Genomic DNA, 26277 nt, shown 5'->3' with positions numbered 1-26277 from the left:
GTCAAATACCTCAAGGGGCCTTTCTTTTCGTAACATGCGCATTCTAAGAATTTTTCAACATAATAAACTTCACATTCGGTTACATTAATGATGGGTTACTCTTTAAAAAGAAAAGCGTATTCATTTCTGAATTTAAAGACTTTAGTAGATGTAGTTGAAAATACTGAATTTCAATGTTTAAATAGGTATGGTCATCATATGATTATTAGTCTAGGATTACCAACTCATGACCAACGATTAAGAACTTGATTATAGATAATGAGTGATAATGATTAACTCAGTACAAATAAAAGGAGCGGTTGATAATAATGGCAAAGATAATAGCAATCAATGCAGGTAGTTCCTCACTAAAGTTTCAATTATTAGAGATGCCAGAAGAGACAGTGTTAACGAAAGGTATCGTTGAGAGAATAGGTTTAGGTGATAGTATTTTTACAATTGAGGTTGACGGTGATAAGAAAAAAGAAACAACAGATATCCCGGACCATTCGTTTGCTGTAAAAATGTTACTTGATAAGTTAACAACTCTTGGCATTATTTCGTCATTAGATGAAATTGAAGGAATTGGTCATCGCATCGTACATGGCGGTGAAAAATTTAATGACTCAGTTCTAATAACAGATGAAGTATTAGCTGGAATTGAGGAAGTTTCTGAACTAGCACCATTACATAACCCAGCTAATATTGTCGGAGTAAAAGCTTTTAAAGAAGTTTTACCGAATGTACCAGCAGTTGGTGTGTTTGATACAGCTTTCCACCAAACGATGCCGGAAAAATCATTTCTATATAGCTTACCTTACGATTACTACAAAGAATACGGCATTCGTAAATACGGTTTCCACGGGACATCACACAAATATGTATCCGAACGTGCTGCAGAATTACTTGACCGTCCGTTAGAACAAATTCGTTTAATTTCTTGTCATTTAGGAAATGGAGCAAGTATTGCTGCAATTGATGGAGGTAGATCAATTGATACATCGATGGGCTTTACACCTCTAGCAGGGGTAACGATGGGAACGCGTTCTGGTAATATTGATCCTGCGCTAATTCCGTACATTATGGAGAAGACAGGGAAGACAGCTCAAGAAGTGTTAGATGTATTAAATAAAAACAGCGGGATGCTTGGGGTTTCTGGTTTTTCAAGTGATCTTCGAGATATTGAGCAAGAAGCGGAAAACGGTAATGAACGTGCTGAATTGGCTCTAGAAGTATTTACTTCACGAATTCATAAATATATTGGTTCTTATGCGGCTCGTATGAACGGTGTCGACGCAATCATCTTTACAGCAGGGATTGGTGAAAACAGTGATGTCATTCGCGAACGCGTACTTCGTGGATTAGAATTCATGGGTGTGTACTGGGACCCGACATTAAATAAAGTAAGAGGAAAAGAAGCTTTTATCAATTATCCACATTCACCTGTAAAAGTACTAATCATCCCGACAAACGAAGAAGTGATGATTGCAAGAGATACAATGAGATTATCACAATAATAATATTCAGTTTCAAGAGGCGTCCCATTCAAATGGTTAGCCTCTTTTTCTTTGGCTCTTTTCTATAAGAATGTTGCTTTTAGCTATTGGACCGTAACCAAGCGCAAGCTTGGTTCTTCACGCTTTAGCGTGAAGCTTTTGAATATAAATCAGCCAGATGGATAAATGAATTTATCCATTAGGGCTGATTTATATTCAAAAAACGGTCCAATAGCAATAAAGTTTACGAAAACACCCTTTTCTTTTGACTCCAATCACTTACGCAAGCCCTTCTTCGAAACCACATTTCTCGATCAGCAAATATTCCCCCTTTCTTTAATGAAATGCCGCCCTTTTATCCAAACGTAAAAAACTTTTATTCACGATATAGATCGCATACAATGGAAGTAACTTAGAATTATTGGGAGAGTGTTCATAATTGACCTGGATGAACAAACAAGAAGGAGAACGTGTCGTCGAATTTTTCATCGTGAGAGAACGTGAAACGAGCATTGCGACGAATGGAAGCGAATATATATCTCTCACTTTAAGTAATAAGGATGGAATCATACGAGCAAAATTATGGGACGTAACGGAAAAAGAGAAGGAATGGTTGCTTAAGCGAGCACTTATTAAAGTGGATGGCCTTATTACATTTTATCGAGGGCAGCGACAATTAACGATCCAGCGGGTTCGTTTAGTGACGGAAGAAGACGAGATTGAAATTAATGATCTATTAAATCATGCGAATATTCCACGTGAAGATTTGTGGCAAGAGTTACGGATGTTTATTGAAGACATTGACAGTGAAACGCTTCGAGAACTAGTAAAGACACTGTTAAGGAAGAAAGAGGTCCGCGAAAAGTTAACGACCATTCCTGCAGCGAAGCAATATCATCATGCTTATTATGCTGGGTTACTCGAGCATATTGTTACACTTTGTCATGCCTCAGCCCAACTCTTACAAGTATACCCGCAAATAAATAAAGATGTCATTATGGCAGTCTGTATTTTACATGATATCGGAAAAACAAAAGCATTAAGTGATCCGGTTGTACCAGACTATACAACGAATGGTGAATTAATTGGTCATGTTGTCTTAAGTATAGAAATGATATTAGAAGGAGCCATAGAAGCAGGAATTTCGACAGACGATACCGAAGTTTTAGCAGTAAAGCATTGTATTTTATCTAGTCACGTGAATGATAGCCTGCAAAGCGGGGTAAGCAGCAAAACAGCAGAAGCCATATTTTTTCAACATATTAATAAACTAGATAATCAATTGAATGCTCTTTTTATGATAGGAACTGACGCCAATGAAGATTGGACATTTTCACCGATGTTTAAGAGGAGAATGTACACGAATCGTAAGTAAATTGGACGACAACTGAGGGGGAACAGGGGATGAACCGAGTATCGCTAGAAAAAATAGAGAAAAGAAAGTTAACATCTGATCAATTAACAAATCGTATGGACCCAAGCCAATTCCCATTCGAAACGACAGCAGAAGCAGGCAGTTTAACAGGGGAAATGATCGGACAAGAAAGGGCGGTTCAAGCGATTGATTTTGGGTTAACCGTTAAACAAGAAGGATACAACTTATTTTTAGTAGGGCCAAGTGGTACTGGCAAAACAACGTTTGCAAGATCAAAGGTAAAAGAAGTTGCTGCTACAAAATCGACACCATCAGACTGGATTTATGTTTATAATTTTGCTCACTCAGATCAACCGATTGCGATATCGCTACCGCCAGGTCAAGGTGTTATTTTTCAGCAAGACATTACGGAATTTATCACTGAAGTTCGCCAAGAGATAGAAAAAGTGCTTTCTAGTAAAGAATTTGAACAAACAAAAATTGATATCATTCAATATTACGAAGAAATTATTAACTTAGAGTGGCAAGAATTAGATGAGCTAGCTTACAATGAATATTTTCAGATTGAAAGAAATTCAACGAGCCTAATGGCGATACCGCTAGATGAAAATAGAGAAGCACACACGGAAGAAACCTATCGCAATCTTTCAAATGAACAAAAACAACAGATTGCTGAGAAGTCGAGAGAGCTTAATAAACGTTTGACCGAAATTAACAGACGAACCGCTCTTTTAGAACGTGATTTAAAGAAAAGTATTCAGGACCTTGAAGAAAATACAATCTTGGATACGATCCACCCTTATATTGAACAGTTAGTAAATAAGTACTCAGGGCAACATAAGCTGGCTGACTATATTATGAGTTTAGAAAAAGATATTATTGCAAACTGGCAGGACTTGATTGACTCACCAATGGATGAAGAAGAAGACTTATTTACTTCTTTATTACAAAAAAATGAAAAAAAAGACGAATCTCGTTATCATGTGAATGTGTTTATAGATAATAGTGAGGTAAAAGGGGCACCGGTCATCCACGAAAATAATCCTACCTACACGAACCTATTTGGGAAATTTGATTTCAAAAGTGCATTTGGATCGCTGATGACTAGTTTTTCAATGATGAAGCCAGGTGCGTTTCATTTGGCGAATGGAGGTTATATTATTCTTCAGGCGTCTGATCTGCTCGCAAATCCTTATTCTTGGAATGCATTAAAACGAATGCTTAAAACCGGTGAATTGCGAATTGAGAATTTGTTAGAGGACAGCGGTAGTTCTGTCGTTTCTGCGGGGCTTAAACCAGAGTCGATCCCCGTTGAAATGAAGGTGATTTTAATTGGGACAATCGATATCTACCGACTGCTCTATACTTATGATGAAGACTTTAAAAAATTCTTTAAAGTAAAAGTAGATTTTGATGTGGAAATGGAACGAAATGATGAGCATTGTATGAAATATGCATCATTTATCCATACTTATTGTAAAACTCAAAATTTATTGCATTATACAAAAGAGGCCGTTGGAAGAATAATTGATTTTAGTACTCGATTAAGTAACAATCAAAACAAACTAACGACTTGCTTTCATGAAATCACAGAGTTGTTAGTAGAAGCAAATTATTGGGCTGTGATAGAAGAAGCTGCGTATGTGACAGCAATTCATGTCGATAAAGCCCTAAAAGAACGCAAGCAACGTTCAAACTTAATCGAAGAAAAAATAAACAAATCTATCGAAGACGGAACGATCATGATTGAAACAGAAGGAGAGAAGGTCGGCCAAATTAATGGCTTATCTGTATTAAGTACCGGTAATTATACGTTTGGCCAACCGAATAAAATTACAGCTAGAACGTATATCGGATCAAAAGGAATTATTAATATTGACCGTGAGTCTTATTTGAGCGGACCTATTCATTCCAAGGGATTATTTATTTTATCTGGTTACTTGCAAGGTGAGTTTGCCAAAGATCATCCGTTACCTTTAGCTGCTAGCATTACATTTGAACAGTCGTATGATATGGTGGACGGTGATAGCGCATCTAGTACAGAACTCTATGGAATTTTATCTTCTTTAGCTGATCTTCCAATTAACCAAGGGATCGCTGTTACTGGGTCTGTTAACCAATTCGGTGAAGTACAGCCGATTGGTGGTGTTAATGAAAAGATTGAAGGGTTTTACTATACATGTAAATTGAAAGGTTTAACCGGAAATCAAGGTGTGATCATTCCGATACAAAATGTCAAAAATTTAATGTTAGATGAAGAAGTAGTTACAGCAGTAAGAGATCACCAGTTTTCCATTTGGGCAATTCAATCGATACAAGAAGGCATTGAAATTCTTACTGGGTATGAAGCGGGAGCCTACGATACACTGCACGGCTACTCAGAAGGAACGATCTATCATCGCGTTGAAAGACGATTAAATGAAATGGTCAAATGGTTTCGAAAAAATGGTTCAAACGAAAGGAGACAAAAGGAGTGTCATTAACGGTACAGGAAGAACGCTTGGTACTTGAAGTAGAACGTTGGGAACAAACTTTTTTTGAACATGATCCTACAGATTTTGAAATGATGTATCAAAAATGGGTAAATGTTAGCCTCGATCAAATGGCTAAAGAAAAACGATCCAAAGTATTAGAGACAATTGATAACTTTCTTTTCCATTTACATGCGATGATCCAGAACTCAAGATTTCATGAAGAGGCAAGAGAGAGAATATTAGAACAAGCAAAAGTGTTTGATGCAGAAATTGAAGACGTTCATGATATAAGACAGTTATCCATTGAAAAATTGAACTTCATGGCCAAACAGCAAATGGCTAAGCAACGTTTATTGTCTTTAGGGCAAGGTGGGGTAGCTGGTATGGGAGGCATTGTTTTATTAGGAATAGACCTGCCCGCGATGATCGCAATGAATATGCGAGCCATTCAACTTATAGCCTTATCTTATGGCTATGATGTAAAACGTCCATCAGAAATGATGATTGCGCTAAAAGTTTTCCATGTGGCCTCACTTCCTAAAGACTTACAAGGTGGTGCATGGGATGCATTATGGAACGAAGTGCAGACGGCAGACAATGATGAGTGGTTTTATACAGGAAATGAGGAAATTGCAGACATTTCTTGGATCCAGCAACCATTGAGACAATTAGTAAAAGCAATGGTTATCATGTTACTGCGAAAAAAATTAATTCAAGGGGTACCACTTATCGGTATGGCTTTTGGAGCAACGATGAACTATCAGTTTTCCAGACAAGTGACTGAAGTAGCGCAGCGTTTTTATCAGAAAAGGTTATTACTTGAAAGAAATTAAGGTAAAAATGTACCCTTAATTACGAAGAGATTGGAGTATAAATTTACAATTTATACTCCAATTAGGATATAGGATATTATTTCGTATTTTCTCTGCAAGTGTATTCTCAGCTTTGTTATTGATGAACTTTATCGCTTATATTTTGATTGGTACGATACCAAATCCATAAATCATTAATAATAGAAGCTAATTCTGAGATTTCACTATTTAACTCACATGACTTTTGAAAGTTCTCTTCATTATTTAGTGCAGCTTGTTTCTTATTAATTAATACTTCTAAATCAGCAATTCTATCAGGTATACTTCCACGTATTTTTTCCCATTGAAGTAAAATTTCTGTTTGTGTAGAAAATGTATATTCATCCCAGTCTTTATCAAAGTCGGGAAGCTTTATTCCTAAACGCTCATCATAAATAAATTGATAATCCACTTCTCCACCCCCTATAGTAATTTTACATGAACTTTTTCGAGATTTAAACATATAGATAGTGAAAACGTAAAAAGAAAAAGATTATACATTTTTTTAATTTAGCCTATTGCCAAAAAGGAAGATAGTTGATAAAGTAATGAATAATAATTAGTTTTCATTTAAATTTATTCATTCAGCAGAGGACATTGATCCTCTTATTTTTTAAAACATCAATGCATAAAAATTATACACAGAGAATTTATATTCATATATTATTGGAGGGAATAACATGAGTAAGAAAAAAGTGGTGCTAGCATATTCTGGAGGATTAGATACATCAGTTGCGATTAAATGGTTAAGCGATCAAGGATACGATGTTGTAGCAGTTGGATTAGATGTTGGTGAAGGTAAGGATTTAGACTTTATTAAAGATAAAGCTCTTAAAGTGGGAGCTATTCAGTCCTATACAATTGATGCAAAGAAAGAATTCGCAGAAGAATTTGTATTACCAGCACTTCAAGCTCATACATTATATGAGCAAAAATATCCACTTGTCTCAGCACTATCACGTCCGCTTATTTCTAAAAAGCTAGTTGAAATTGCAGAACAAGTGGGTGCTGATGCAGTAGCACATGGTTGTACAGGAAAAGGAAACGACCAAGTTCGTTTTGAAGTGTCTATTCAAGCTTTAAACCCAGACTTAGAAGTACTCGCGCCAGTTCGTGAGTGGGGTTGGTCTCGTGATGAGGAGATTGAGTATGCAAAAAATAATAATATTCCTATTCCGATTGACTTAGACAATCCGTATTCAGTCGATGCAAACCTTTGGGGACGTGCGAACGAGTGTGGAGTATTAGAAGATCCTTGGGCGACTCCACCAGAAGGTGCATATGAAATGACAGCACCTCTTGAGAAAACACCTGATGTGCCAGAGTACTTAGAAATTGCTTTTGAACAAGGTGTACCGGTTTCTATAGATGGAACAAAGTATGAACTGCATGAACTTATTTTAAAATTAAACGAAATTGCAGGTAAACATGGGGTTGGACGTATCGACCACGTTGAAAACCGCCTAGTAGGTATTAAATCTCGTGAAGTGTATGAGTGTCCAGGTGCGATGACACTAATAAAAGCACATAAAGAATTAGAAGACTTAACATTAACAAAAGATGTAGCACACTTTAAACCGGTGATCAGCCAAAAACTAGCTGAGCTGATTTACAACGGTTTATGGTTCTCTTCATTAACTCCAGCACTTCAAGCATTTTTAGCGGAAACTCAAAAGAATGTAACGGGTGTTGTTCGTGTAAAATTATTTAAAGGGCATGCTATCGTTGAAGGTCGTAAATCAGAATACTCATTATATGATGAGAAGTTAGCGACTTACTCAACTGATGATGAGTTTGACCATAATGCGGCAGTTGGATTTATTAAACTTTGGGGCCTACCAACAAAAGTAAGCAGTAAAGTAAACAAGGACGTTAACAGCCAGAAGGGGGTCAAACTGTGAGTAAGTTGTGGGGTGGTCGATTTACAAAAACAGCCGAAGAGTGGGTCGATGAATTCGGCGCCTCTATCGGCTTCGACCAACTACTCGTAGAAGAAGACATCGAAGGCAGTCTTGCACATGTTAAAATGCTCGGCAAGTGTGGAATTTTAACAGAAGACGAGGTTGAGAAAATTACTGAAGGTTTACAGAAGATCTTAGTAAAAGCTCAAAACGGTGAACTTGAATATTCTGTCCAAAATGAGGACATTCACTTAAATGTGGAAAAGTTCTTAATTGATGAGATCGGTCCAGTCGGTGGGAAACTTCATACAGGTAGAAGTCGAAATGATCAAGTAGCAACAGATATGCATTTATACTTACGTAAGCAAATGGAAGAAATTCTTTTAGAGATTAAAAACCTGCAAAACGCTTTAGTTCAACAAGGCAAACAGCATATTGAAACGCTAATTCCAGGGTATACACATTTACAACGTGCGCAGCCCGTATCGTTTGCCCATCACTTAATGGCTTATTTTTGGATGTTAGAACGAGACTATAACCGTTATGCAGATGGGTTAAAGCGAGTTAATATTTCTCCACTTGGTGCAGGTGCGTTGGCTGGTACTACGTTTCCAATCGACCGCCATTACAGTGCAGAATTATTAGGATTCGATGGAATTTATGAAAATAGTCTAGATGCAGTTAGTGATCGTGATTTCATTTTAGAATTCTTAAGCGGTTCTTCGATTTTGATGATGCACTTATCAAGGCTTTGTGAGGAAATCATTCTTTGGTCTTCACAAGAGTTTCGCTTTATTGAACTAGATGACGCATTTGCTACTGGAAGCAGTATTATGCCGCAAAAGAAAAATCCGGATATGGCGGAACTGATTCGTGGAAAAACAGGAAGAGTTTACGGAAGTTTATTCTCCTTGTTAACAATTCTTAAAGGTCTGCCACTTGCGTATAACAAAGATATGCAAGAAGATAAAGAAGGAATGTTTGATGCGGTAACAACGGTTAAAGGCTCACTAAAGATCTTTACGGGTATGATTGAGACAATGACCGTTAATACAGATGTGATGGAAAAAGCAACGCATTCTGACTTCTCAAATGCAACTGAGCTTGCTGATTATCTAGCAAGTAAAGGAATGCCATTCCGTGATGCTCATGAAGTGGTAGGAAAGCTAGTTCTTCATTGTATCCAACAAGGACATTTCCTGCTAGACCTGCCATTTGCGGATTATAAAGAAGCAAGTTCATTATTTGAAGAAGATATCTACGAAGTACTACAACCGAAAACAGTAGTTGCTCGTAGAAATAGTGCTGGTGGTACAGGCTTTGCTCAAGTGCAACTTGCGCTAGAAAAAGCTGAAACCTTATTAAATAATAAGACTCTTTTCTAAAAGAATGTTGCTTTTAGCTATTGGACCGTAACCAAGCGAAAGCTTGGTTCTTCACGCTTTAGCGTGAAGCTTTTGAATAGAAATCAGCCAGATGGATAAATGAATTTATCCATTAGGGCTGATTTATATTCAAAAAACGGTCCAATAGCAACAAAGTTTACGTAAACAGCCAATAATAAATAAAACCTGTTATATTTAATAAGAGATCTTCATTACGAAATACGAAACATAAAAAAAGGTAACGGAATTAGTTTTCCGTTACCTTTTAACGTTAATTTATTAAGAAACAAACATCGTATCTATACTCAATTTACTATCTTCTTTTTGCATGTACTCTACAATTTTTTCTTCTACAGAAACATCTAATTGTTGAAATCCTACGTTTCCAAATAAAATGTTAAATTCAAATATATAAAATTGATCACCGACCATGGCAACGTCAAAGCCAGCGTGGTTAATTCCTAATGTTTGAGCTACATGTTTTACTAGATCAATAGCTTCTCGCGGGATAAGTTCTAATACAATTTCCCCACCTTGTGAAACGTTGTTTAAGTGGCTCTCTCCATTACCTACTCGCCAATAAGCAGCTATAACATCATCACCAACGTAGACGATCCTCATATCACGATTTATTGGTAAATGCTCTTGTACATATAATACATTACTAATAGATGCATACTCACGGAACTCAGTGACGTCATTAATGAGGTAAACACCTTTGCCCATAGAATTTCTTACTTCTTTAGCGATAAACGGAAATGGCATTTCATTTAAAGCTGTTTCAAAACCGGACTGATTATTCGGTAAAATGAGTGTATAAGGCACATTTTGAGGACAAATAGAAAGTAAGGCGCGGGTCATTTCTATTTTGTCATGTCCTAAATGATAAGAGTTAACGCTAGGAAAGATCTTTTTATTTAAACCGTAAACGAGTGAATTTACTTGCCAATACTCAGGAAACAAAACCCAATCAGACTCTTTGATTTGCTTAATATGTTGAAACATAGAATCAGATTTTAAATAGGTAGTATTCGGAATACCTATAGTACGATAAGGGTTAAATGTAATATGTTTCATTTCTTCTGTTCTCTCCCTAAACAATATTCTGTTGTAATTTTTTTTAATAAAAGAAACCATTTGAATAAAAGTATTTCAAATATTCAAAAAACTAAAAGGGTTCCTGTGTTGTGAGTATGGAAGTAAAAAGTTACGGTAGTTAAATAAAAAGCGTTTTTTACCTAATCTAATTTTACTGATTGGGAGAAGAATTTCAACACTTTTTTTAGGGGAAAAAAGACAATTTTTTCTAATGACTCTTATCTCAAGGCTGTTTTCGTAAACTTTGTTGCTATTGGACCGTAACCAAGCATTCGCTTGGTTACGGTCCAATAGCTAAAAGCAACAATCTCTTAGAAAAGAGCCTTTCTCATAGATGGTTGCTTCCATAGAAAAGAGGATGACAAATGTGCCATCCTCTTTCATTTATTTATAGATTACTTATTTATTTCTAACAATTAATACATCACATTTCGAACTTCTTGTAATTGACTCAGAAACACTTCCGATTAAAATACGCTCTACAGCATTTAAACCTGTAGCTCCGGTGATAATTAGATCTATTTCATGTTTGTTAGCGATATCTCTAGGAATTCTAACTTTCGGTGAGCCGAAATCAAGAACTGTTGTAATGTTTGCAACCCCTGCTTTTTCAGCTTCTGCTTTATATTCTTCAAGAAGTTCCTTTGCATAATTTTCCGCACGGGTGACAACTGTACGATCATACTGTTCAACAGTAGCAAAAGTGCGAGTGTCGATTACGTGTGCAATAAATAAATGTGCATTTTCTTTTTTTGCAACCGTAAAAGCTTTGTTTAAAGCTAACTTTGCTTCTTCAGAACCGTCTACTGCTACTAAAACATTACGATAATTATTTTCCATTGATATCTACTCCCCTAAAAAAAATTGTGAATTTATAATTTAACCACGTGGCTTATCTTGTTGTATTTTATTACCACAATAACATTGTATCAAAACATTCTAATAATAATCCAGCTGGTAATAAAAGTTCATGAATTGTTAAATAATAAACTTGTCTCAATGATCAGAAGGGGGGCTTCATATGAAAGAACATAAGTTAACGGGTACGGTCTACGATGAGGATGGCGAAATGATGGTGCTAGAACAAATTATGGACTCATACCGTGTTGGAACAACCGAAGATGATCGTGCAAATGGACAACAGCAAAACAATGACGAACGACAAGGGTAAGTTAAGGGGTGAGGCTGACAGTTAGAAGTCAGCCTTCTTTTTATCTAAAGTTCGTTGTTCTTTAAAGCCTGCGTTTGCAAGAGCGACAACCTACGAAAGATTTTTTACATAAACTTAATGTAAACAGTAGTGCAATCTTTTTTACTTCATGTCCCTTTCATTGTATGATCAATATAGTAGAGGTAGTTCCAATACGTGGAAGGTGGGACGTTTATGCGACATGCGATTGTTACTGCAGGTACGAAAGGGCTTGGTCTAAAAGTTACCGAACAATTATTAGAAGAAGGTTACTCCGTAACGGTTAGTTATCGCACCGATGTGAGTGCAGTTGAAAAGTTAAAGAAACGCTGGGAAGCTAAAGCTGATCAGCTTCAGTTTGTAAAAGCTGACGTTACTAATAAAGCGGATTTAGACGAACTCATCCAATCTTCAATAGAAAGGTTCAACAAAATAGATATATTTATTCATAATGCTGGCCCTTATATATTTGAGCGGAAAAAGCTTGTAGATTACACAGATGACGAGTGGTATGAAATGGTAGAAGGTAACTTGAGTTCCTTTTTTCATATTGCCAAAGGTGTTATTCCATTGATGAGACAACAGAAGTTTGGCCGAATTGTTGCATATGGATTTCAAGGGGCAAACGATGCACCAGGGTGGATCTATCGTTCAGCTTATGCAGCTGCAAAAGTAGGTCTCGTATCCTTGATGAAAACTTTAGCGATCGAAGAAGCTGAACACGGCATTACAGTAAATATGGTTTGTCCAGGCAATATACTAGGTGAAATGAAAGAGGCAACCATTGAACATTCACGCCATTTTTTTGATGAGAAAACACCAGTTGGTCGTTCGGGGACGGGTGAAGATATTGCTAGAGCTATAAGTTTCCTTTGCCAAGATAATTCCGATATGATTACTGGAACTGTTCTAGAAATCACGGGTGGTTTAGATGTCATTAACAGCCACAGGTAACTAAAGAATTGATCGTAATATAACGACTAGTTCAGTCGTTTCTAGTGTGTTGTTAGTGTTCTTATAAGATTTCTGGTCGAGGTGAAAATCGTTAGTGATTTTCACCTCGATTTATTTTCACATAAAAAATTTACAAATTGTAAGAAAAAATATAAGTTACGATTGGAAAATATGTATTATTTTCCATGAAATGAACACCTTAATACTAGAGGTGATCATCATGAAAAAGAGGCTATTATTATTAATGGTTTTACTATTCGTTTTATTCTCATTTCAACCTCATGGGCTAGCATCAGAGCTTATGGATAAATTCGCGATTCGCATTACAGTTATCGAAAATGGGATTATACATGAGTGGGAATATGATAACCCTGATAAATTCGAATTTGAAACTGGTAATGTAATAAAAAGAGGGAAAGAGGCAGAAAAAGAGGTGCAATCAATGATTTCCCTCATTCAACTCCGCGAAGGCACAAAAGTGGAGTTTATGGTGAAACAACTAAAGGAAAATGGCTACAAAGATATCGAGCGACTCGATATACGAATGATGAACGGTGAAGGAAAATTGTTTACATGGGTATGGAACAAAGATTAACCGTAATTGATCATGCGTAATCGAGGTCATTCGTAATGGGTAATAAAGATTTGGGAATGACTAAAGTGGAGCTTCTTTAAAATGACATACAAGATTTAGTAATAGAACTAACTAATGCAAATGAGGTGTAGGCTTTGAGGATTGGTGTTCCAACCGAAATAAAAAATAATGAAAACCGAGTAGCGATGACGCCTGCTGGTGTGATTACACTCGTCAATCTTGGCCATGAGGTTTATATCCAGCGAGGTGCTGGAAACGGCTCAGGGTTTACCGATGATCAGTATATAAATGCTGGGGCAAAAATCGTGGAAACATCAAAAGAAGCGTGGTCTCAAGAAATGGTGATGAAAGTAAAAGAACCACTTGCTGAGGAATTTGATTATTTCTATGAAGGTCAGATCTTATTCACATATTTACATTTAGCTCCTGAACGACAATTAACACAGGCATTAATGGATCGTAAAGTCATTGGAATTGCCTATGAAACGGTACAACCACCAAATGGATCACTACCTCTTCTGATCCCAATGAGTGAAGTGGCTGGTAGAATGGCATCGCAAATTGGTGCACAATTTTTAGAAAAGTCGAATGGTGGAAAAGGAACACTTTTATCAGGAGTTCCAGGAGTTAGTCGTGGAAAAGTTACGATTATTGGTGGAGGAATAGTTGGGACTAATGCAGCGAAAATTGCGATTGGGTTAGGAGCCAATGTTACGATCCTTGACTTAAGTCCAGATCGTTTAAGGCAGCTTGACGATATTTTTGGAAAAGAAATCAACACCATGATGTCTAACCCCATGAATATTGCTGATGCTGTTCGCGATTCGGATCTAGTGATTGGAGCGGTCCTTATTCCAGGCGCTAAGGCACCGCGTCTTGTTACGGAAGAAATGATTAAGTCGATGCAGCCCGGTTCTGTCGTAGTTGACGTAGCAATTGATCAAGGTGGGATATTTGAAACGACAGATCGTATTACGACTCACGATGATCCAACGTACGAAAAGCATGGTGTCTTACATTATGCAGTGGCGAATATGCCAGGGGCAGTTCCTCGAACATCAACGATTGCTTTAACGAATGTTACGATCCCATTTGCTGCGCAAATAGCAAACAAAGGATACCGTCAAGCTTGTCTTGATAATTCAGCGCTGATAAAAGGAATTAACACACTAGATGGCTATGTTACGTATCAAGCTGTTGCTGAAGCTCAAGGGTTAGAATACAAGAATGCACTGGAACTTCTTCAATCGTAAAATTCGTAAAAAGGCTAAAGAGAATACTCTTTAGTTTTTTTTGCTGTTAAATATTTTTACAAGCCTTTGATATAAGAGAGAAAGAGGGCATATGTTAAAATAATAGTAAGATGAAAAGCAAAAGGGGAAACGAATGAAGAAAATAATTGATTACTTACTGCTGACGATTGGCTCCTTAATCACTGCTGCTGGTCTTGAATTAATTCTGGCTCCAAATGGTTTAGTCGATGGTGGAGTAACAGCGATCTCTATTATGGTGAATTCCGTATGGGGATTTCCGATATGGGTCGTTTATATTGCTTTAAATCTTCCTACCTTATTGTTTGCAGCTAATTTTATGGGGAAACGGTTTGTTATACGGACGATCTATGCCAATGTTGTGACAACAATAGGTCTTATGTGGTTAGCACCAATGGCAGCCATCACCTCTTCGGAAGTGTTAATTGTTCTTTACGGCGGACTATTATTAGGAGTTGGGGTCGGGCTCGTTGTAAAATCAGGTGGTGCAGTCGACGGAACTGAAATGATTGCAATTTGGATGCAAAGACGCTTTCATATTCCGATTAGCACGTTTTTATTGGCAGTTAATGCTCTTATTTTAACGGCAGCTGCTTTTGTTTTTACGCTAGAAAAGGCAATGTTTTCGATTGCTGTTTTTTATATTGTTTCGAAAATGATTGATTTTGTGTTGGATGGTTTCAATCAAGGGAAATCGGTAATGATTATTTCAGACCGTCCGTATGAGGTAGGAGAGAGTCTTTTAAAAGAATTAGATGTACAAATTACTTATCTTCATGGGCAAGGTGGATATACTGGTGATGAACGACTCATCATCTATTGTATTACAAACCGCTTTATGTACCCGAAGCTGAAGGAAGTTGTATTAACAATAGATCCTATTGCCGTACTGGAAGCATCCTTTGTGACGGAAACTCAAGGAATTAAGAAAAAGCGAGTGTACCCTGACTCAAATTCGTCGAAAAATTAGAGCAGGAAATAATCTTATAACCTCGTATTCATTAGTGTAGACACGAAAAAAAGGAGCTGAAGATAATGAAAATTTCTTATCATGGTCATTCTGTTGTGATGATTAAAACCAATGGTACGTCTATTATTATAGACCCGTTCATTTCAGGTAATGGACAAACCGATTTAAAGGCAGATGACGTAAAAGTAGATGTTATTTTACTAACTCACGGTCATAACGATCACGTAGGAGATACTATTGAACTGGCAAAGCGTAATAATGCACTAGTTGTCGCACCATTTGAATTAGCAACGTATTTAGGCTGGCAAGGGGTGAATGTCCACCCAATGCATATTGGTGGTTCTCATACGTTTGAGTTTGGCAAAGTAAAATTAACACAAGCGTTTCACGGTTCAGCTTATGTGAAAGAAGAAGAAAAAGAAATTATTTATACAGGTATGCCAAGTGGTATATTGCTTACTGTTGAAGGAAAAACGATCTACCATGCAGGGGATACGGCGTTATTCTCAGACATGAAAATGATAGGTGAACTAAATACGATTGATGTAGCTTTTCTACCTATCGGAGATAACTTTACAATGGGACCAGAGGATGCAACGGTTGCTGTTAAGTGGCTTCAAGCCAAGCAAGTTGTACCTATTCATTTCAATACATTCCCTGTCATTGAGCAAGATGGAAACCAATTTGTTGAAAAACTGCCTGAAGGTGTAGGAAAAGTTTTAGAAGCTGGAGAAGGCTTTGAATTATAAGTGTTAGGAAGAAAGGACAACAGGTGCTGTTGTCCTTTTTATGTAGATATGAAGTATATCATTTTGCCACACTCAGTTCTTTTTGTTACTGAAGATCTGAAAGGTTGTACTTTTTTCTATGAACAGAAGCCCCTCAATATAACTGGAGAAACACAAACCGGTTTTTACTAACTAAGTGACATCCGGTTTCTAATTAATATAAAAGCTATGTTAAATAATACTGTTGATATCCGTTGATTTTGGGCTCATCGTGTGAAATTAACATTTCACACGCCTTTCAGGAACTGAAAGGTTGAAAAAATAACCTGAAATGAAAGAGAAAATGCATTTTCTCCAAGAATTTCAGGTTATTTTTTCAGGAAGGAGCCCAAAATCAACAATACTCTTTAACAGCGCTAATATAAAATGAATATTCAATATTAGAGTATCTATAAGCACAAACAAGCTTCGTCAATTCTTGAAAGTAATGCTTCTTTTTCTAGAGGATATTCATAGAATGAAGTAGGACAACTTTAATTTACTGATCGTTCAGGACAGAAGAAACTCTAGAAATAGCTTGATATTATACTCATTTGAAAGGATGAAAAGAAATGAAACAAAGGCTGTTACTATGTTTACTGCTTGCATTTGCCCTTATTTATTTTGCTGTTCCTCGTATTCCATTAGGTGATCCAGGCTTAGGAGGTATTTTTGCTGTCGCCTGGCTCTTATTTGCCCTAATTGTTGTGGGCGGAAATCTAGTAGGACTTCTTTACGGTAAGAATAAAAGAAAAACACCGGTATTGACCGAAGAAACTAGAAAGGAAGGAAATAAGCTAAGAAGATATAGCAGGTAGTCTTGAAGTGCCTATCCCCCAACAGTTATAATAGAACTAATACAGTTTAGATAGTTTTCATAGATACAGTTCATAAGAAAGTGTGGTGAGGGGATATGGCAACGAAACACGAACAAATATTGCAATATATTAATGATCTAGGAATTGGTGAAAAAATATCAGTTCGTCAAATTGCAAAAGCGCTTAATGTCAGTGAAGGAACAGCATATCGCGCTATTAAAGAAGCTGAAAACCAAGGATTTGTTTCGACGATTGAACGCGTCGGGACGATACGAATTGAAAAGAAAAAGAAAGAAAATATTGAAAAGCTAACGTTTGCTGAAGTCGTCAATATTGTTGATGGATCGGTTCTAGGCGGGCGACAAGGTCTATACAAAACGTTAAATCGTTTTGTAATCGGTGCAATGAAACTTGAAGCGATGATGCGTTATGTAGACCCGGGTAACTTATTAATTGTTGGAAACAGATACCAAGTTCATAAAATCGCTTTAGAGGCTGGAGCTGCTGTATTAATAACAGGTGGTTTTGACACAAGTGAAGAAGTCATTAAACTAGCAGACGAGTTAGAGCTCCCGATTATTTCTACAAGCTATGATACATTTACGGTAGCAACGATGATTAATCGCGCCATTTATGATCAACTGATAAAGAAAGAAATTGTTCTTGTTGATGATATTTTAATTCCATTACAAGATACATATTATATGACGATAAATAATTCAGTTGAGAAATGGCATGAGCTTAATCAAAAAACAGGTCATAGCCGTTATCCTGTAGTAGACGAAGGGTTTAGAGTTCAAGGAATGGTCACTTCTAAAGATGTTTTAGGGGTAAACCGGTTAACGCCTATTGAGAAAGTAATGACGAAAAACCCGATTACGGTGAATGAACGAACGTCTGTCGCTTCAGTTGCTCACGTGATGGTATGGGAAGGAATCGAGCAACTTCCTGTAGTAGACCAACAACGGAAATTAATGGGGGTTATTAGTCGTCAAGATGTTCTAAAAGCCCTTCAGATGACCCAACGTCAGCCCCATGTGGGAGAAACGATTGAGGACGTTGTAACCAGTCGCTTTTCGGATCATTCCACTTCAGATTATTTATTGTTTCAATGTGAAGTAACACCTCAAATGACCAACCATCTTGGAACGTTATCCTATGGGGTGGTTACGACGATCGTGACCGAAGCAGGGAGTCGAGCTTTACGAAAATACAAAAAAGGCGATCTTGTCGTCGAAAATGTAACCCTTTACTTTATTAAACCGGTTCAAATTGATACGACCATTGATATTCGACCGAAAGTGCTTGAAATTGGTAGGAAGAATGGGAAAATTGATGTTGAGCTTTATCATAATGGTGAAATTGTCGGGAAAGCGTTAATGATGGCACAGCTTCTTGACTAAAAGAAAAAGAGGCAGACTCCAAAGTGTCTACGCTCCTCTTGTGAATATATAGTTACAGACCGTACGAAAAGTACAATGTAATTATATAGGATAATTGAGGTTTGGGTAGGTAATAGAGTTTCGCCTCTTTTTTTCTTATTTTGCTTTTCGCTCTTCAATGACTTGAGGAAGAAAATGTTTATAGTTCTGCAAGCCAAAGTACGCATTAGCAGCACCTAATAAAGCAAAGATAATACCAATAATAATATCTACTGTACTTCTAGGAAAGACAAGTAGATTAAGACCGAAGAAAATGAGAAAAGAACCTAGTGCAATATTGGCTCGAGTTTGTTGCCACTTTTTTTCAATTGTAGCTGTCGTACGCCAAAACTTTATTTTAAAATAAATAAAGAATGCGAGCGAGATGACAATTAATATAAGTAATGATTGTGTCATGTAGTAAGGACCTCCTTAAGCTTTGTGTCCATGAGTGGACAAGCACATTACATATTTTATCGTGAAAAGTTCAAGAAATCTAGTTATCAAAGGAGAATGACAAGTGATTGAAACAATTTTAAATAAGATCGAGGAGTACCAAACGATTATTATCCATCGCCATGAACGACCAGATCCGGATGCGATAGGCTCACAAGCGGGATTAGCAGAGTTGATTAACTCTAGTGATTCGAAGAAAAATGTTTATGTTGTTGGAGAAGAGGAGCCATCATTACGTTTTCTTTCCACGATGGACGAAATTGAAGACTCTACATATGAAGGAGCTCTCGTCATTGTATGTGATACGGCAAACACAGAAAGAATTAGCGATCAACGTTATAGCCAAGGCGACTTTCTTATAAAGATCGATCATCATCCGAATGAAGACCCGTATGGGGATATCGTTTGGGTGGATACCGAAGCAAGTTCAGTTAGTGAAATGATTGTTGATTTATACTTGGAAGGTAAGAAAAGAGGTTTTAGACTTTCGGAAAAGGGAGCACTCGTTTTATATGCTGGAATGGTTGGGGATACGGGACGGTTCCGTTATCCAAATACAACGACGAAAACCCATCAGTCCACAGGCGAACTGTTAAAGTTTAACATTGATCAAAGTGATTTTTATTCGCAGTTTTATAAGAAGGATTTAAAAATGACTCGGTTAGAAGGGTACATTTTACAGCATTTCGAAGTGTATGAGGACGGTCTTGGTGTTATGAACTTAACGGCTGACATTCTTAGAAAATTTAATAATACGGCTAATGAATCCTCGCAACTAGTAAACTGCTTCAGTGATGTGGACGGGCTAAAAGCTTGGGTATTTTTTGTAGAAGATGAAGAGAGCGAAGACATACGGGTACGCTTACGATCTAAAGGACCGCAGATTAATCAAATTGCACAAAAATATCGTGGGGGTGGTCACCCAATGGCATCCGGAGCAAAAGCGAAAGATTGGGAAGAGACGAAGAGCATTGTTGCAGATTTACATGAGGTTTGTAAAAGCTATCAATAGAAGCAATTGTTGATAAGGTTAGATAAAGAATTTGAATTTTCCTAATAGAAGAGAGGCTATCCAAAAAGTCACCATTCAGTGAACACTTTAGGATAGCCTCTCCGTGATATTAATCTTTTTTGTTGGCGGGAATAAACCATGAACCCATTTCAGTAACGTCTTCGTAAACATCAATACCTTCTTTAGCAAGTTGTTTTTTAATCATTTCGGTTACTTCTTTAGATTCTGCAAAAGCAGAATAGCCAGCTTTTAACTTTTCGACTTTCTTTAAAGCCATTTCTTTTCGGTTAATCACCATTTCTTTTCCCGTAACATCCATGGTAAAGCACCTCCTAGGCATTGGAGTAATTTGTACGATGAGACAAATATGCTAATTCTATTATAACGGAAAAAGATCGGAAATGAGAGTGTTTTGTATTATTTTTTGCAAATCTTCAAACAGGGAATCAAATCAGGCTTTGAACGAAGGGGAGTTGAGAAATTAAAGCACCCGTTCAATCTTCATATAAAGCTTCAAGGTTGTGTATAAGTAGACTTGTTCGACTTTCAGCTTGTATCGACCATCGCCAATTTGAAATTCAGTATTTTCTATCGTTTTAATCATCAGTTCATTTGTCGAGGCGACTGTTGCGATATCTTTCCCTTTTAGAAAGCGGAGTTCATTTAATCCTTTTTGTTTAAGCTCATATAAAGTTAGCTCACTCAACTTCACCTGTTTTTCATTTGTAAAATACATTTCTAGCTCTTGGATCGTCAGTCTTTTCTCATTTTCTTCATTCAGTTTTTTTTCCACACTCCGTAATGTCTCAAGGTCTTTGTTTAAATTTTCAATCGTAATTTGCTGCTTTTTAATTTCGCTTACTAGTGTTTCATTAATAGTACCGAATTCATAAACAAAAAACGCCCAACCGATAATCATTCCGATCACTACACCTGCAAAAAAACGCTGCCAACCTGGTCTTTTATAATAAGGAGGGACTCTCATGAAGCATTACTCTGGGTCAGCCAATGAATAACTGTTGTTCCAGCTTGGGCACCGCATAAGGCAGCAAAAATCATGAATAACGTTTTAAAAATATCATCGTGTGTTCCTTGAAACAATCCGCGCTCTAAACTTGTAAATGCATCAAAAGTTCCACCGATGGCGGCAACAATCGCCCAAATTTTTAAGCTTGCAGCTAGTTCACTAATTTTTTGTAACGGAGGTTCCCCAATTAAAAAGGCGCTTATACCTCCAATGATTGCTCCTCCAATGATTACACCGAAAGCGACAAAGAAGTCAACGACGAGAGTAGCAGCAAAATTTCGGTCCATAAAGAACCTCTCCTTTATCTATACTAGTTAGTTTCCTTTTTACATGTATAGCTCGTCTGAACGAATAATATGCTTGTTTTTTCCTTTATGTTTATGCGTAGTATAATAAAAATGGAGAATAGAAGAAGAGAAGTTATAATAGAATGCCATACAGTAAGTGGATAATTCGAAAGGTGCTACTATTAAAAGGGACAAAGGCACACGAATTGAAGCATCCTATATAAAAGGGAGAGAAAACAGATGAGTTTTGTACATCTGCATTTACATACTGAGTACAGTTTGTTGAAAGGAACTTGCCGTATCCGTGAAGTGGTTCAGCGTGCTAAGGAAAGTGGTTATACAGCACTGGCAATTACTGATGAGAATGTTCTATTTGGTGTCATTCCTTTTTATAAGGCTTGTCTAGAAGAAGGGATAAAACCTATTATAGGCGTAGAATTGAAAGTAACGAATGATGGGGGGGGAAATGTCTTTCCTTTCCTGTTTTATGCCAAAAATGAAGCAGGCTATCAGCAATTAATCAACCTTTCCACCACAGCGAATCAATCCGATACCCCTACAGTGGATCTGGAAACAGTCCTAAAGTTTAGTGATGACTTAATCATCGTGATTGGGTATGAAGGCGGGTTGTTATTAGATGCCATTCATTCGAATAATTACGAACTAATTAAAAATTATATCTCTAAGTTAACCTCCAAGCTGAGTTTAAATGATTTATTTATAGAACTGCAAATCCACCAGCGTGAAGACTTAGTCACGATGAATAAACTAGTTCAACTTGCTCATTCATTAAATATTGAGATTATCGCTTCAAACCATGTTTATTTTACAAATAAAGATCAGCTGTTAGGTTTTCAAATTGTCAATAGTATTCGAAATGGACAATGGCTAGAGGAAGAAAGTAGACATGAACAATATTATTTGAAATCGGAAGAAGAAATGAAACAGATTTTCAACAAGTATCCAAGTTTCCTATCGAATACATTAAAAATAGCAGAGCGGTGTTCACTTTCACTAACCTTAGGAAAAATCCATCTTCCTAAGTTTCCGTTAAGTTCTGACGTTACGAGCGATGATTACTTGTTTGACATTTGCCATAACCAGTTGACGGAAAAATATCCAAAAGTGACAGAAGCTATAAAAGAAAGACTAGGATATGAACTTCAAGTGATTTCTACGATGGGATTTAGTGACTATTTTTTAATTGTTTGGGATTTTATGAAGTTTGCTAGAGAGGAAGGGATGATCACAGGTCCAGGGCGTGGATCTGCTGCTGGTTCATTAGTCGCTTACCTTTTAGATATTACAAAGATAGATCCTATTCAATATGGATTATTATTTGAACGGTTTTTAAACCCTGAACGAGTAACAATGCCTGATATTGATATCGATTTTCCAGATCATCGTCGTGATGAAGTGATCGAATATGTCCGTCAAAAATTTGGTGAAAAACATGTAGCGCAAATTATTACTTTCGGGACATTAGCTGCTAGGGCTGCTATTCGTGATGTTGGCCGGGTGCTAGGCACCGATACAAGGGTCGTTGATAAAGTGGCTAAGCTGATTCCTAATACACCTGGAATTAAGCTAGTACAAGCAATAGCAGACAGTAAGAGTTTACAAACAATATTGGAAGATACACCTGATGCCAAAAAATTGTACGATGCTGCATTATTAGTTGAAGGTTTACCTCGCCACACTTCAACTCATGCAGCTGGGGTAGTGATGAGTTCCGCTCCGTTAACAGATCATGTCCCACTCTTAATTGAGGAAGACCGGGCATCATTAACACAGTATCCTATGGATATTTTAGAGGAAATTGGCTTACTAAAAATGGATTTTCTCGGTCTGCGAAATTTAACGCTACTAGAACAAATTATTCACGCCATTGAGAGGAGTACTGGTCAACAAGTAGATCTAGATGCATTACCGTTAGAAGATAAAAAGACGTTTGAGCTTCTTTCTAGAGGAGAAACAACGGGAATATTCCAACTTGAGTCTCAAGGTATGCGAAGAGTTTTACAGCAGCTCCAGCCTACTAATTTTGAAGATATCGTCGCAGTTAATGCACTGTATCGTCCAGGTCCAATGGAATTTATCGGAACGTATATTGATGGTAAGCATCATAAACGTAAAGTGACTTATCCACATCCAGATTTAGAAGCTATTTTAAAACCAACGTACGGTGTAATCGTTTATCAGGAGCAAATTATGCAAATTGCCGCAACGATGGCAGGATTTTCTCTAGGAGAAGCGGATTCGCTAAGAAGAGCGGTTAGTAAGAAGAAGCGGGAAGTGTTAGAGGAACAACGGTTTCGCTTTGTGAACGGTGCAATGGAACAAGGGTATGGTGAAGCGAGTGCGAACGACGTTTATAACATGATTGTACGATTTGCTAACTATGGGTTTAACCGTAGTCACGCGGTGGCTTATAGTATGATTGCCTATCAGTTGGCTTATTTAAAGGCAAACTTTCCTAAACCGTTTTATGCCGCTTTATTTTCGAGTGTTATCTTTCACCAGGAAAAGCTAAGTCAATATATCGCAGAAGCTAAAAATCATGGAATTACTATTTCACCACCTCATATTAATTATAGTTATTATCCGTTCTCTTTAGAGAAACAAGGGATTCGCTTTGGTTTTGCACCTATTCGGCACGTTGGAGAAAAGGCAGCGCTAGAAATCATTAAACAAAGAAATAGAAAAGAGTTCAAAGACTTATTTGATTTTTGTGCACGAGTAGATGCTCGGATTGTAACGAAACGAGCGTTAGAGGCTTTAATTGTTGCTGGCTGCTTTGATGAATTTGGCTATCATCGTGCACAACTATTAGCAACACTAGATGAGGCAATCGAGTACGGAGGCGAAATTAGAAAAAGCCAAACGGCAGATGGTCAATTATTTTCTATTCAACTAGATCAACCTATTTATTATTCTGTCCCGCCATTTAGTGAAGCGGAACTTCTCCGATTTGAAAAAGAGTTGACGGGAATGTATCTTTCAGGACATCCAATCGAAAATTTCAGTAAAGTGTTGAAGTCGTATAACCGAATATCGAGCAGACAAATTGTAGTTAAAGAAAAGAGAACGAAGCATTTCTTAGCAGGTTTTTTGCAAAGTGTAAGAATAGTAAAAACGAAAAAAGGGGAAGAAATGGGATTTATTCGCATTCAAGATGAAGAAGGTGAAGTAGAAATCGTTATATTTCCTCAAGTTTGGCAACACTATAAACAAATTATGAAAGAAAAAGAATTAGTTCTTGTCGAGGTGTTAGTTGAAGAAAGACAAGAAAGAAGATCATTTATTGCACAACACCTAGCCTTAATGAATGAGTTAAAAGAAAAACCGAAAAAAACGAGAATTTTTCTACGAATACAAGACAAATATGAGAATAAGGCAATCCTTGAAAAGGTGAAAAGTATTCTTTTAACCAATGAAGGAGAAGCGCAAGTCATTCTATTTTATGAGAAAACAAATAAAAAAGTTATTCTAGCTGATCAGTATTCTATTAGTAGTACAGGTGAAGAGATTGGACAGCTACAGGAAATTTTAGGCACAAAAAATGTTGTTATAAAAAGCGAATAAGTAGTGTAACGGTTTGTTGGTTCTGGTATAATATAGTCAGTTTGTTAGTGGTCAGACCAGTAGAAAAAGTGAGGTATTTTTACTGGATTGACAATAGGTAGAGAGAGAAGGGAGAGAATGCACATGTCGACACTCAGAGAAGAAGCCCTACATATGCATCGAATAAACCAAGGGAAGTTAGAATCAAAATCAAAGGTAGCCGTTCGTAATGCGGATGATTTAAGTCTTGCTTATTCCCCGGGGGTAGCTGAGCCGTGTAAAGAAATTTTTGATAACGTGGAAAACGTTTATGAATACACGATGAAAGGTAATATGGTTGCTGTTGTATCAGATGGTACAGCCGTTTTAGGGCTTGGGAACATCGGCCCAGAAGCAGCATTACCTGTAATGGAAGGAAAGGCTGTTCTGTTCAAGTCTTTTGCTGGAGTAGATGCGTTTCCGATCTGCCTAAAGACCAATGATGTAGAGAAAATCATCGAAACCGTTAAGCTACTTGAACCGACGTTTGGCGGAGTTAACCTAGAAGATATTGCCGCACCTAATTGTTTCGTTATTGAAGAACGATTAAAGAGAGAAACAAATATTCCAATATTTCATGATGACCAACATGGAACAGCGATTGTTACTCTAGCAGGTTTAATCAATGCGTTAAAACTAACAGGCAAAAAAATGTCTCAAATTAAAGTAGTTGCCAATGGTGCTGGAGCTGCTGGAATTGCCATCATTAAATTAATGCATAGCATGGGTGTTCGAGACATTATTATGTGTGACTCCAAAGGTGCAATCTATGAGGGCCGCCCATACGGTATGAATGACGTGAAAGCTGAAGTAGCTAAATTTACAAACCGTGATCAAAAAGAAGGCAGTCTAGAAGATGTTATTAAAGGTACTGACGTTTTCATTGGTGTATCCGTAGCAGGTGCACTGACGAAAGAAATGATTGAAAGTATGAATGATGAGCCTACCATTTTTGCAATGGCGAACCCTGTTCCAGAAATTATGCCAGAAGAAGCAAAAGCAGCTGGAGCAAAAGTAATTGGTACAGGAAGATCAGACTTTCCAAACCAAGTGAATAATGTGTTAGCGTTCCCAGGTATTTTCCGTGGTGCTTTAGATGTACGTGCGACTCATATTAACGAAGAAATGAAAGTAGCAGCAGTCGAGGCTATTGCAAGCTTAGTTAGTGATGAAGAGTTAAATGAAGATTATGTAATACCTGCCCCATTTGATCCGAGAGTAGCGCCAGCTGTAGCTGCAGCTGTAGCAAAAGCAGCAATGGAAACAGGGGTAGCACGCAAGAAGGTCGACCCAGAGCAAGTTGCAGAAAAAACGAGAAAGCTTGCAGTTATTGAATAGTTTATGAAAA

At 37.2% G+C, this 26277-nt stretch carries 24 protein-coding genes; 17 read left to right on the top strand and 7 right to left on the bottom strand.

What is annotated here, in order from left to right:
* The first annotated feature begins 308 nt into the window (after nucleotides 1-308).
* From ACNSTQ_RS07125 to ACNSTQ_RS07110, 4 genes are all read left to right on the top strand, one after another.
* The gene (locus ACNSTQ_RS07125) at nucleotides 309-1496 is read left to right on the top strand and encodes an acetate kinase (RefSeq protein ID WP_418199163.1); all 1188 of its coding nucleotides are present in this window, start codon (nucleotides 309-311) and stop codon (nucleotides 1494-1496) included.
* 427 nt (nucleotides 1497-1923) lie between these two features.
* Complete coding sequence (locus tag ACNSTQ_RS07120; protein ID WP_418199309.1) at nucleotides 1924-2850, top strand: 3'-5' exoribonuclease YhaM family protein; 927 nt, start codon at nucleotides 1924-1926, stop codon at nucleotides 2848-2850.
* Nucleotides 2851-2879: 29 nt separating this feature from the next.
* On the top strand, nucleotides 2880-5333 hold the full coding sequence (locus ACNSTQ_RS07115; protein WP_418199162.1) for an AAA family ATPase: 2454 nt from the start codon (nucleotides 2880-2882) through the stop codon (nucleotides 5331-5333).
* A complete protein-coding gene (locus tag ACNSTQ_RS07110; RefSeq protein ID WP_418199161.1) occupies nucleotides 5324-6157 on the top strand; it encodes an EcsC family protein in 834 nt (277 codons plus the stop codon). Before ACNSTQ_RS07115 ends, ACNSTQ_RS07110 begins: the two co-directional genes overlap by 10 nt.
* 115 nt (nucleotides 6158-6272) lie before the next feature.
* Here the strand turns inward: ACNSTQ_RS07110 and ACNSTQ_RS07105 are convergent, their stop codons facing one another.
* A complete protein-coding gene (locus tag ACNSTQ_RS07105) occupies nucleotides 6273-6587 on the bottom strand; it encodes a hypothetical protein (protein WP_418199160.1) in 315 nt (104 codons plus the stop codon).
* A gap of 268 nt (nucleotides 6588-6855) precedes the next feature.
* Between ACNSTQ_RS07105 and ACNSTQ_RS07100 the strand changes: the two genes are divergently transcribed.
* Both ACNSTQ_RS07100 and argH read left to right on the top strand, forming a co-directional pair.
* Nucleotides 6856-8076 (top strand): argininosuccinate synthase, encoded by a 1221-nt coding sequence (locus ACNSTQ_RS07100; protein WP_418199159.1) that lies wholly within the window; start codon nucleotides 6856-6858, stop codon nucleotides 8074-8076.
* The gene (gene argH, locus ACNSTQ_RS07095) at nucleotides 8073-9461 is read left to right on the top strand and encodes an argininosuccinate lyase (RefSeq protein WP_418199158.1); all 1389 of its coding nucleotides are present in this window, start codon (nucleotides 8073-8075) and stop codon (nucleotides 9459-9461) included. The genes ACNSTQ_RS07100 and argH overlap by 4 nt, the downstream gene beginning before the upstream one ends.
* 279 nt (nucleotides 9462-9740) lie before the next feature.
* Here the strand turns inward: argH and ACNSTQ_RS07090 are convergent, their stop codons facing one another.
* Together ACNSTQ_RS07090 and ACNSTQ_RS07085 are read right to left on the bottom strand one after the other, a co-directional pair.
* On the bottom strand, nucleotides 9741-10538 hold the full coding sequence (locus tag ACNSTQ_RS07090; protein ID WP_418199157.1) for an ATP-grasp domain-containing protein: 798 nt from the start codon (nucleotides 10536-10538) through the stop codon (nucleotides 9741-9743).
* Nucleotides 10539-10958: 420 nt separating this feature from the next.
* Complete coding sequence (locus ACNSTQ_RS07085) at nucleotides 10959-11399, bottom strand: universal stress protein (protein WP_418199156.1); 441 nt, start codon at nucleotides 11397-11399, stop codon at nucleotides 10959-10961.
* Nucleotides 11400-11580: 181 nt separating this feature from the next.
* Between ACNSTQ_RS07085 and ACNSTQ_RS07080 the strand changes: the two genes are divergently transcribed.
* The 8 genes from ACNSTQ_RS07080 to ACNSTQ_RS07045 all read left to right on the top strand — a co-directional run bounded on the left by ACNSTQ_RS07080 (nucleotide 11581) and on the right by ACNSTQ_RS07045 (nucleotide 18526).
* Nucleotides 11581-11730: a hypothetical protein gene (locus ACNSTQ_RS07080; RefSeq protein ID WP_418199155.1), complete on the top strand. Its 150-nt coding sequence runs from the start codon at nucleotides 11581-11583 to the stop codon at nucleotides 11728-11730.
* 213 nt (nucleotides 11731-11943) lie between these two features.
* The gene (locus tag ACNSTQ_RS07075; RefSeq protein ID WP_418199154.1) at nucleotides 11944-12702 is read left to right on the top strand and encodes an SDR family oxidoreductase; all 759 of its coding nucleotides are present in this window, start codon (nucleotides 11944-11946) and stop codon (nucleotides 12700-12702) included.
* A 220-nt stretch (nucleotides 12703-12922) separates the two neighbouring features.
* The gene (locus ACNSTQ_RS07070; protein WP_418199153.1) at nucleotides 12923-13297 is read left to right on the top strand and encodes a hypothetical protein; all 375 of its coding nucleotides are present in this window, start codon (nucleotides 12923-12925) and stop codon (nucleotides 13295-13297) included.
* Between the two features lie 134 nt (nucleotides 13298-13431).
* Nucleotides 13432-14550, top strand: coding sequence for an alanine dehydrogenase (gene ald / locus ACNSTQ_RS07065; RefSeq protein ID WP_418199152.1), 1119 nt, complete (start codon nucleotides 13432-13434; stop codon nucleotides 14548-14550).
* Nucleotides 14551-14683: 133 nt separating this feature from the next.
* The gene (locus tag ACNSTQ_RS07060) at nucleotides 14684-15538 is read left to right on the top strand and encodes a YitT family protein (RefSeq protein WP_418199151.1); all 855 of its coding nucleotides are present in this window, start codon (nucleotides 14684-14686) and stop codon (nucleotides 15536-15538) included.
* 65 nt (nucleotides 15539-15603) lie between these two features.
* Nucleotides 15604-16287, top strand: a complete 684-nt coding sequence (locus ACNSTQ_RS07055) for a metal-dependent hydrolase (RefSeq protein ID WP_418199150.1) — start codon at nucleotides 15604-15606, stop codon at nucleotides 16285-16287.
* A gap of 590 nt (nucleotides 16288-16877) precedes the next feature.
* Nucleotides 16878-17123, top strand: a complete 246-nt coding sequence (locus tag ACNSTQ_RS07050; protein ID WP_418199149.1) for a hypothetical protein — start codon at nucleotides 16878-16880, stop codon at nucleotides 17121-17123.
* Between the two features lie 95 nt (nucleotides 17124-17218).
* Nucleotides 17219-18526 (top strand): DRTGG domain-containing protein, encoded by a 1308-nt coding sequence (locus ACNSTQ_RS07045; protein ID WP_418199148.1) that lies wholly within the window; start codon nucleotides 17219-17221, stop codon nucleotides 18524-18526.
* 135 nt (nucleotides 18527-18661) lie between these two features.
* On the opposite strand, the gene ACNSTQ_RS07040 is transcribed toward ACNSTQ_RS07045, so the two are convergent.
* On the bottom strand, nucleotides 18662-18961 hold the full coding sequence (locus ACNSTQ_RS07040) for a YtpI family protein (protein ID WP_418199147.1): 300 nt from the start codon (nucleotides 18959-18961) through the stop codon (nucleotides 18662-18664).
* A gap of 103 nt (nucleotides 18962-19064) precedes the next feature.
* On the opposite strand from ACNSTQ_RS07040, the gene ACNSTQ_RS07035 reads away from it, so the two are divergent.
* Nucleotides 19065-20012, top strand: a complete 948-nt coding sequence (locus ACNSTQ_RS07035; protein ID WP_418199146.1) for a DHH family phosphoesterase — start codon at nucleotides 19065-19067, stop codon at nucleotides 20010-20012.
* A gap of 109 nt (nucleotides 20013-20121) precedes the next feature.
* Here ACNSTQ_RS07035 and ACNSTQ_RS07030 read toward each other — a convergent pair whose 3' ends face one another.
* From ACNSTQ_RS07030 to ACNSTQ_RS07020, 3 genes are all read right to left on the bottom strand, one after another.
* Nucleotides 20122-20331, bottom strand: coding sequence for a hypothetical protein (locus ACNSTQ_RS07030; protein WP_275116955.1), 210 nt, complete (start codon nucleotides 20329-20331; stop codon nucleotides 20122-20124).
* A gap of 162 nt (nucleotides 20332-20493) precedes the next feature.
* The gene (ytrI, locus tag ACNSTQ_RS07025) at nucleotides 20494-20997 is read right to left on the bottom strand and encodes a sporulation membrane protein YtrI (RefSeq protein WP_418199145.1); all 504 of its coding nucleotides are present in this window, start codon (nucleotides 20995-20997) and stop codon (nucleotides 20494-20496) included.
* Nucleotides 20994-21326, bottom strand: a complete 333-nt coding sequence (locus ACNSTQ_RS07020; RefSeq protein WP_418199144.1) for a YtrH family sporulation protein — start codon at nucleotides 21324-21326, stop codon at nucleotides 20994-20996. The genes ytrI and ACNSTQ_RS07020 overlap by 4 nt, the downstream gene beginning before the upstream one ends.
* A 240-nt stretch (nucleotides 21327-21566) precedes the next feature.
* Between ACNSTQ_RS07020 and dnaE the strand changes: the two genes are divergently transcribed.
* Together dnaE and ACNSTQ_RS07010 are read left to right on the top strand one after the other, a co-directional pair.
* A complete protein-coding gene (dnaE, locus tag ACNSTQ_RS07015) occupies nucleotides 21567-24911 on the top strand; it encodes a DNA polymerase III subunit alpha (RefSeq protein WP_418199143.1) in 3345 nt (1114 codons plus the stop codon).
* A gap of 123 nt (nucleotides 24912-25034) precedes the next feature.
* Complete coding sequence (locus tag ACNSTQ_RS07010; RefSeq protein WP_418199142.1) at nucleotides 25035-26267, top strand: NAD(P)-dependent malic enzyme; 1233 nt, start codon at nucleotides 25035-25037, stop codon at nucleotides 26265-26267.
* Nucleotides 26268-26277: the final 10 nt, after the last annotated feature.

It is taken from the genome of Alkalihalobacterium sp. APHAB7, from assembly GCF_048323755.1.
Taxonomy (GTDB): Bacteria; Bacillota; Bacilli; order Bacillales; family Bacillaceae_F; genus Alkalihalobacterium.
Note: the sequence above shows the minus strand (reverse complement) of the source record. Positions and strands in the feature narration are given on the sequence as shown.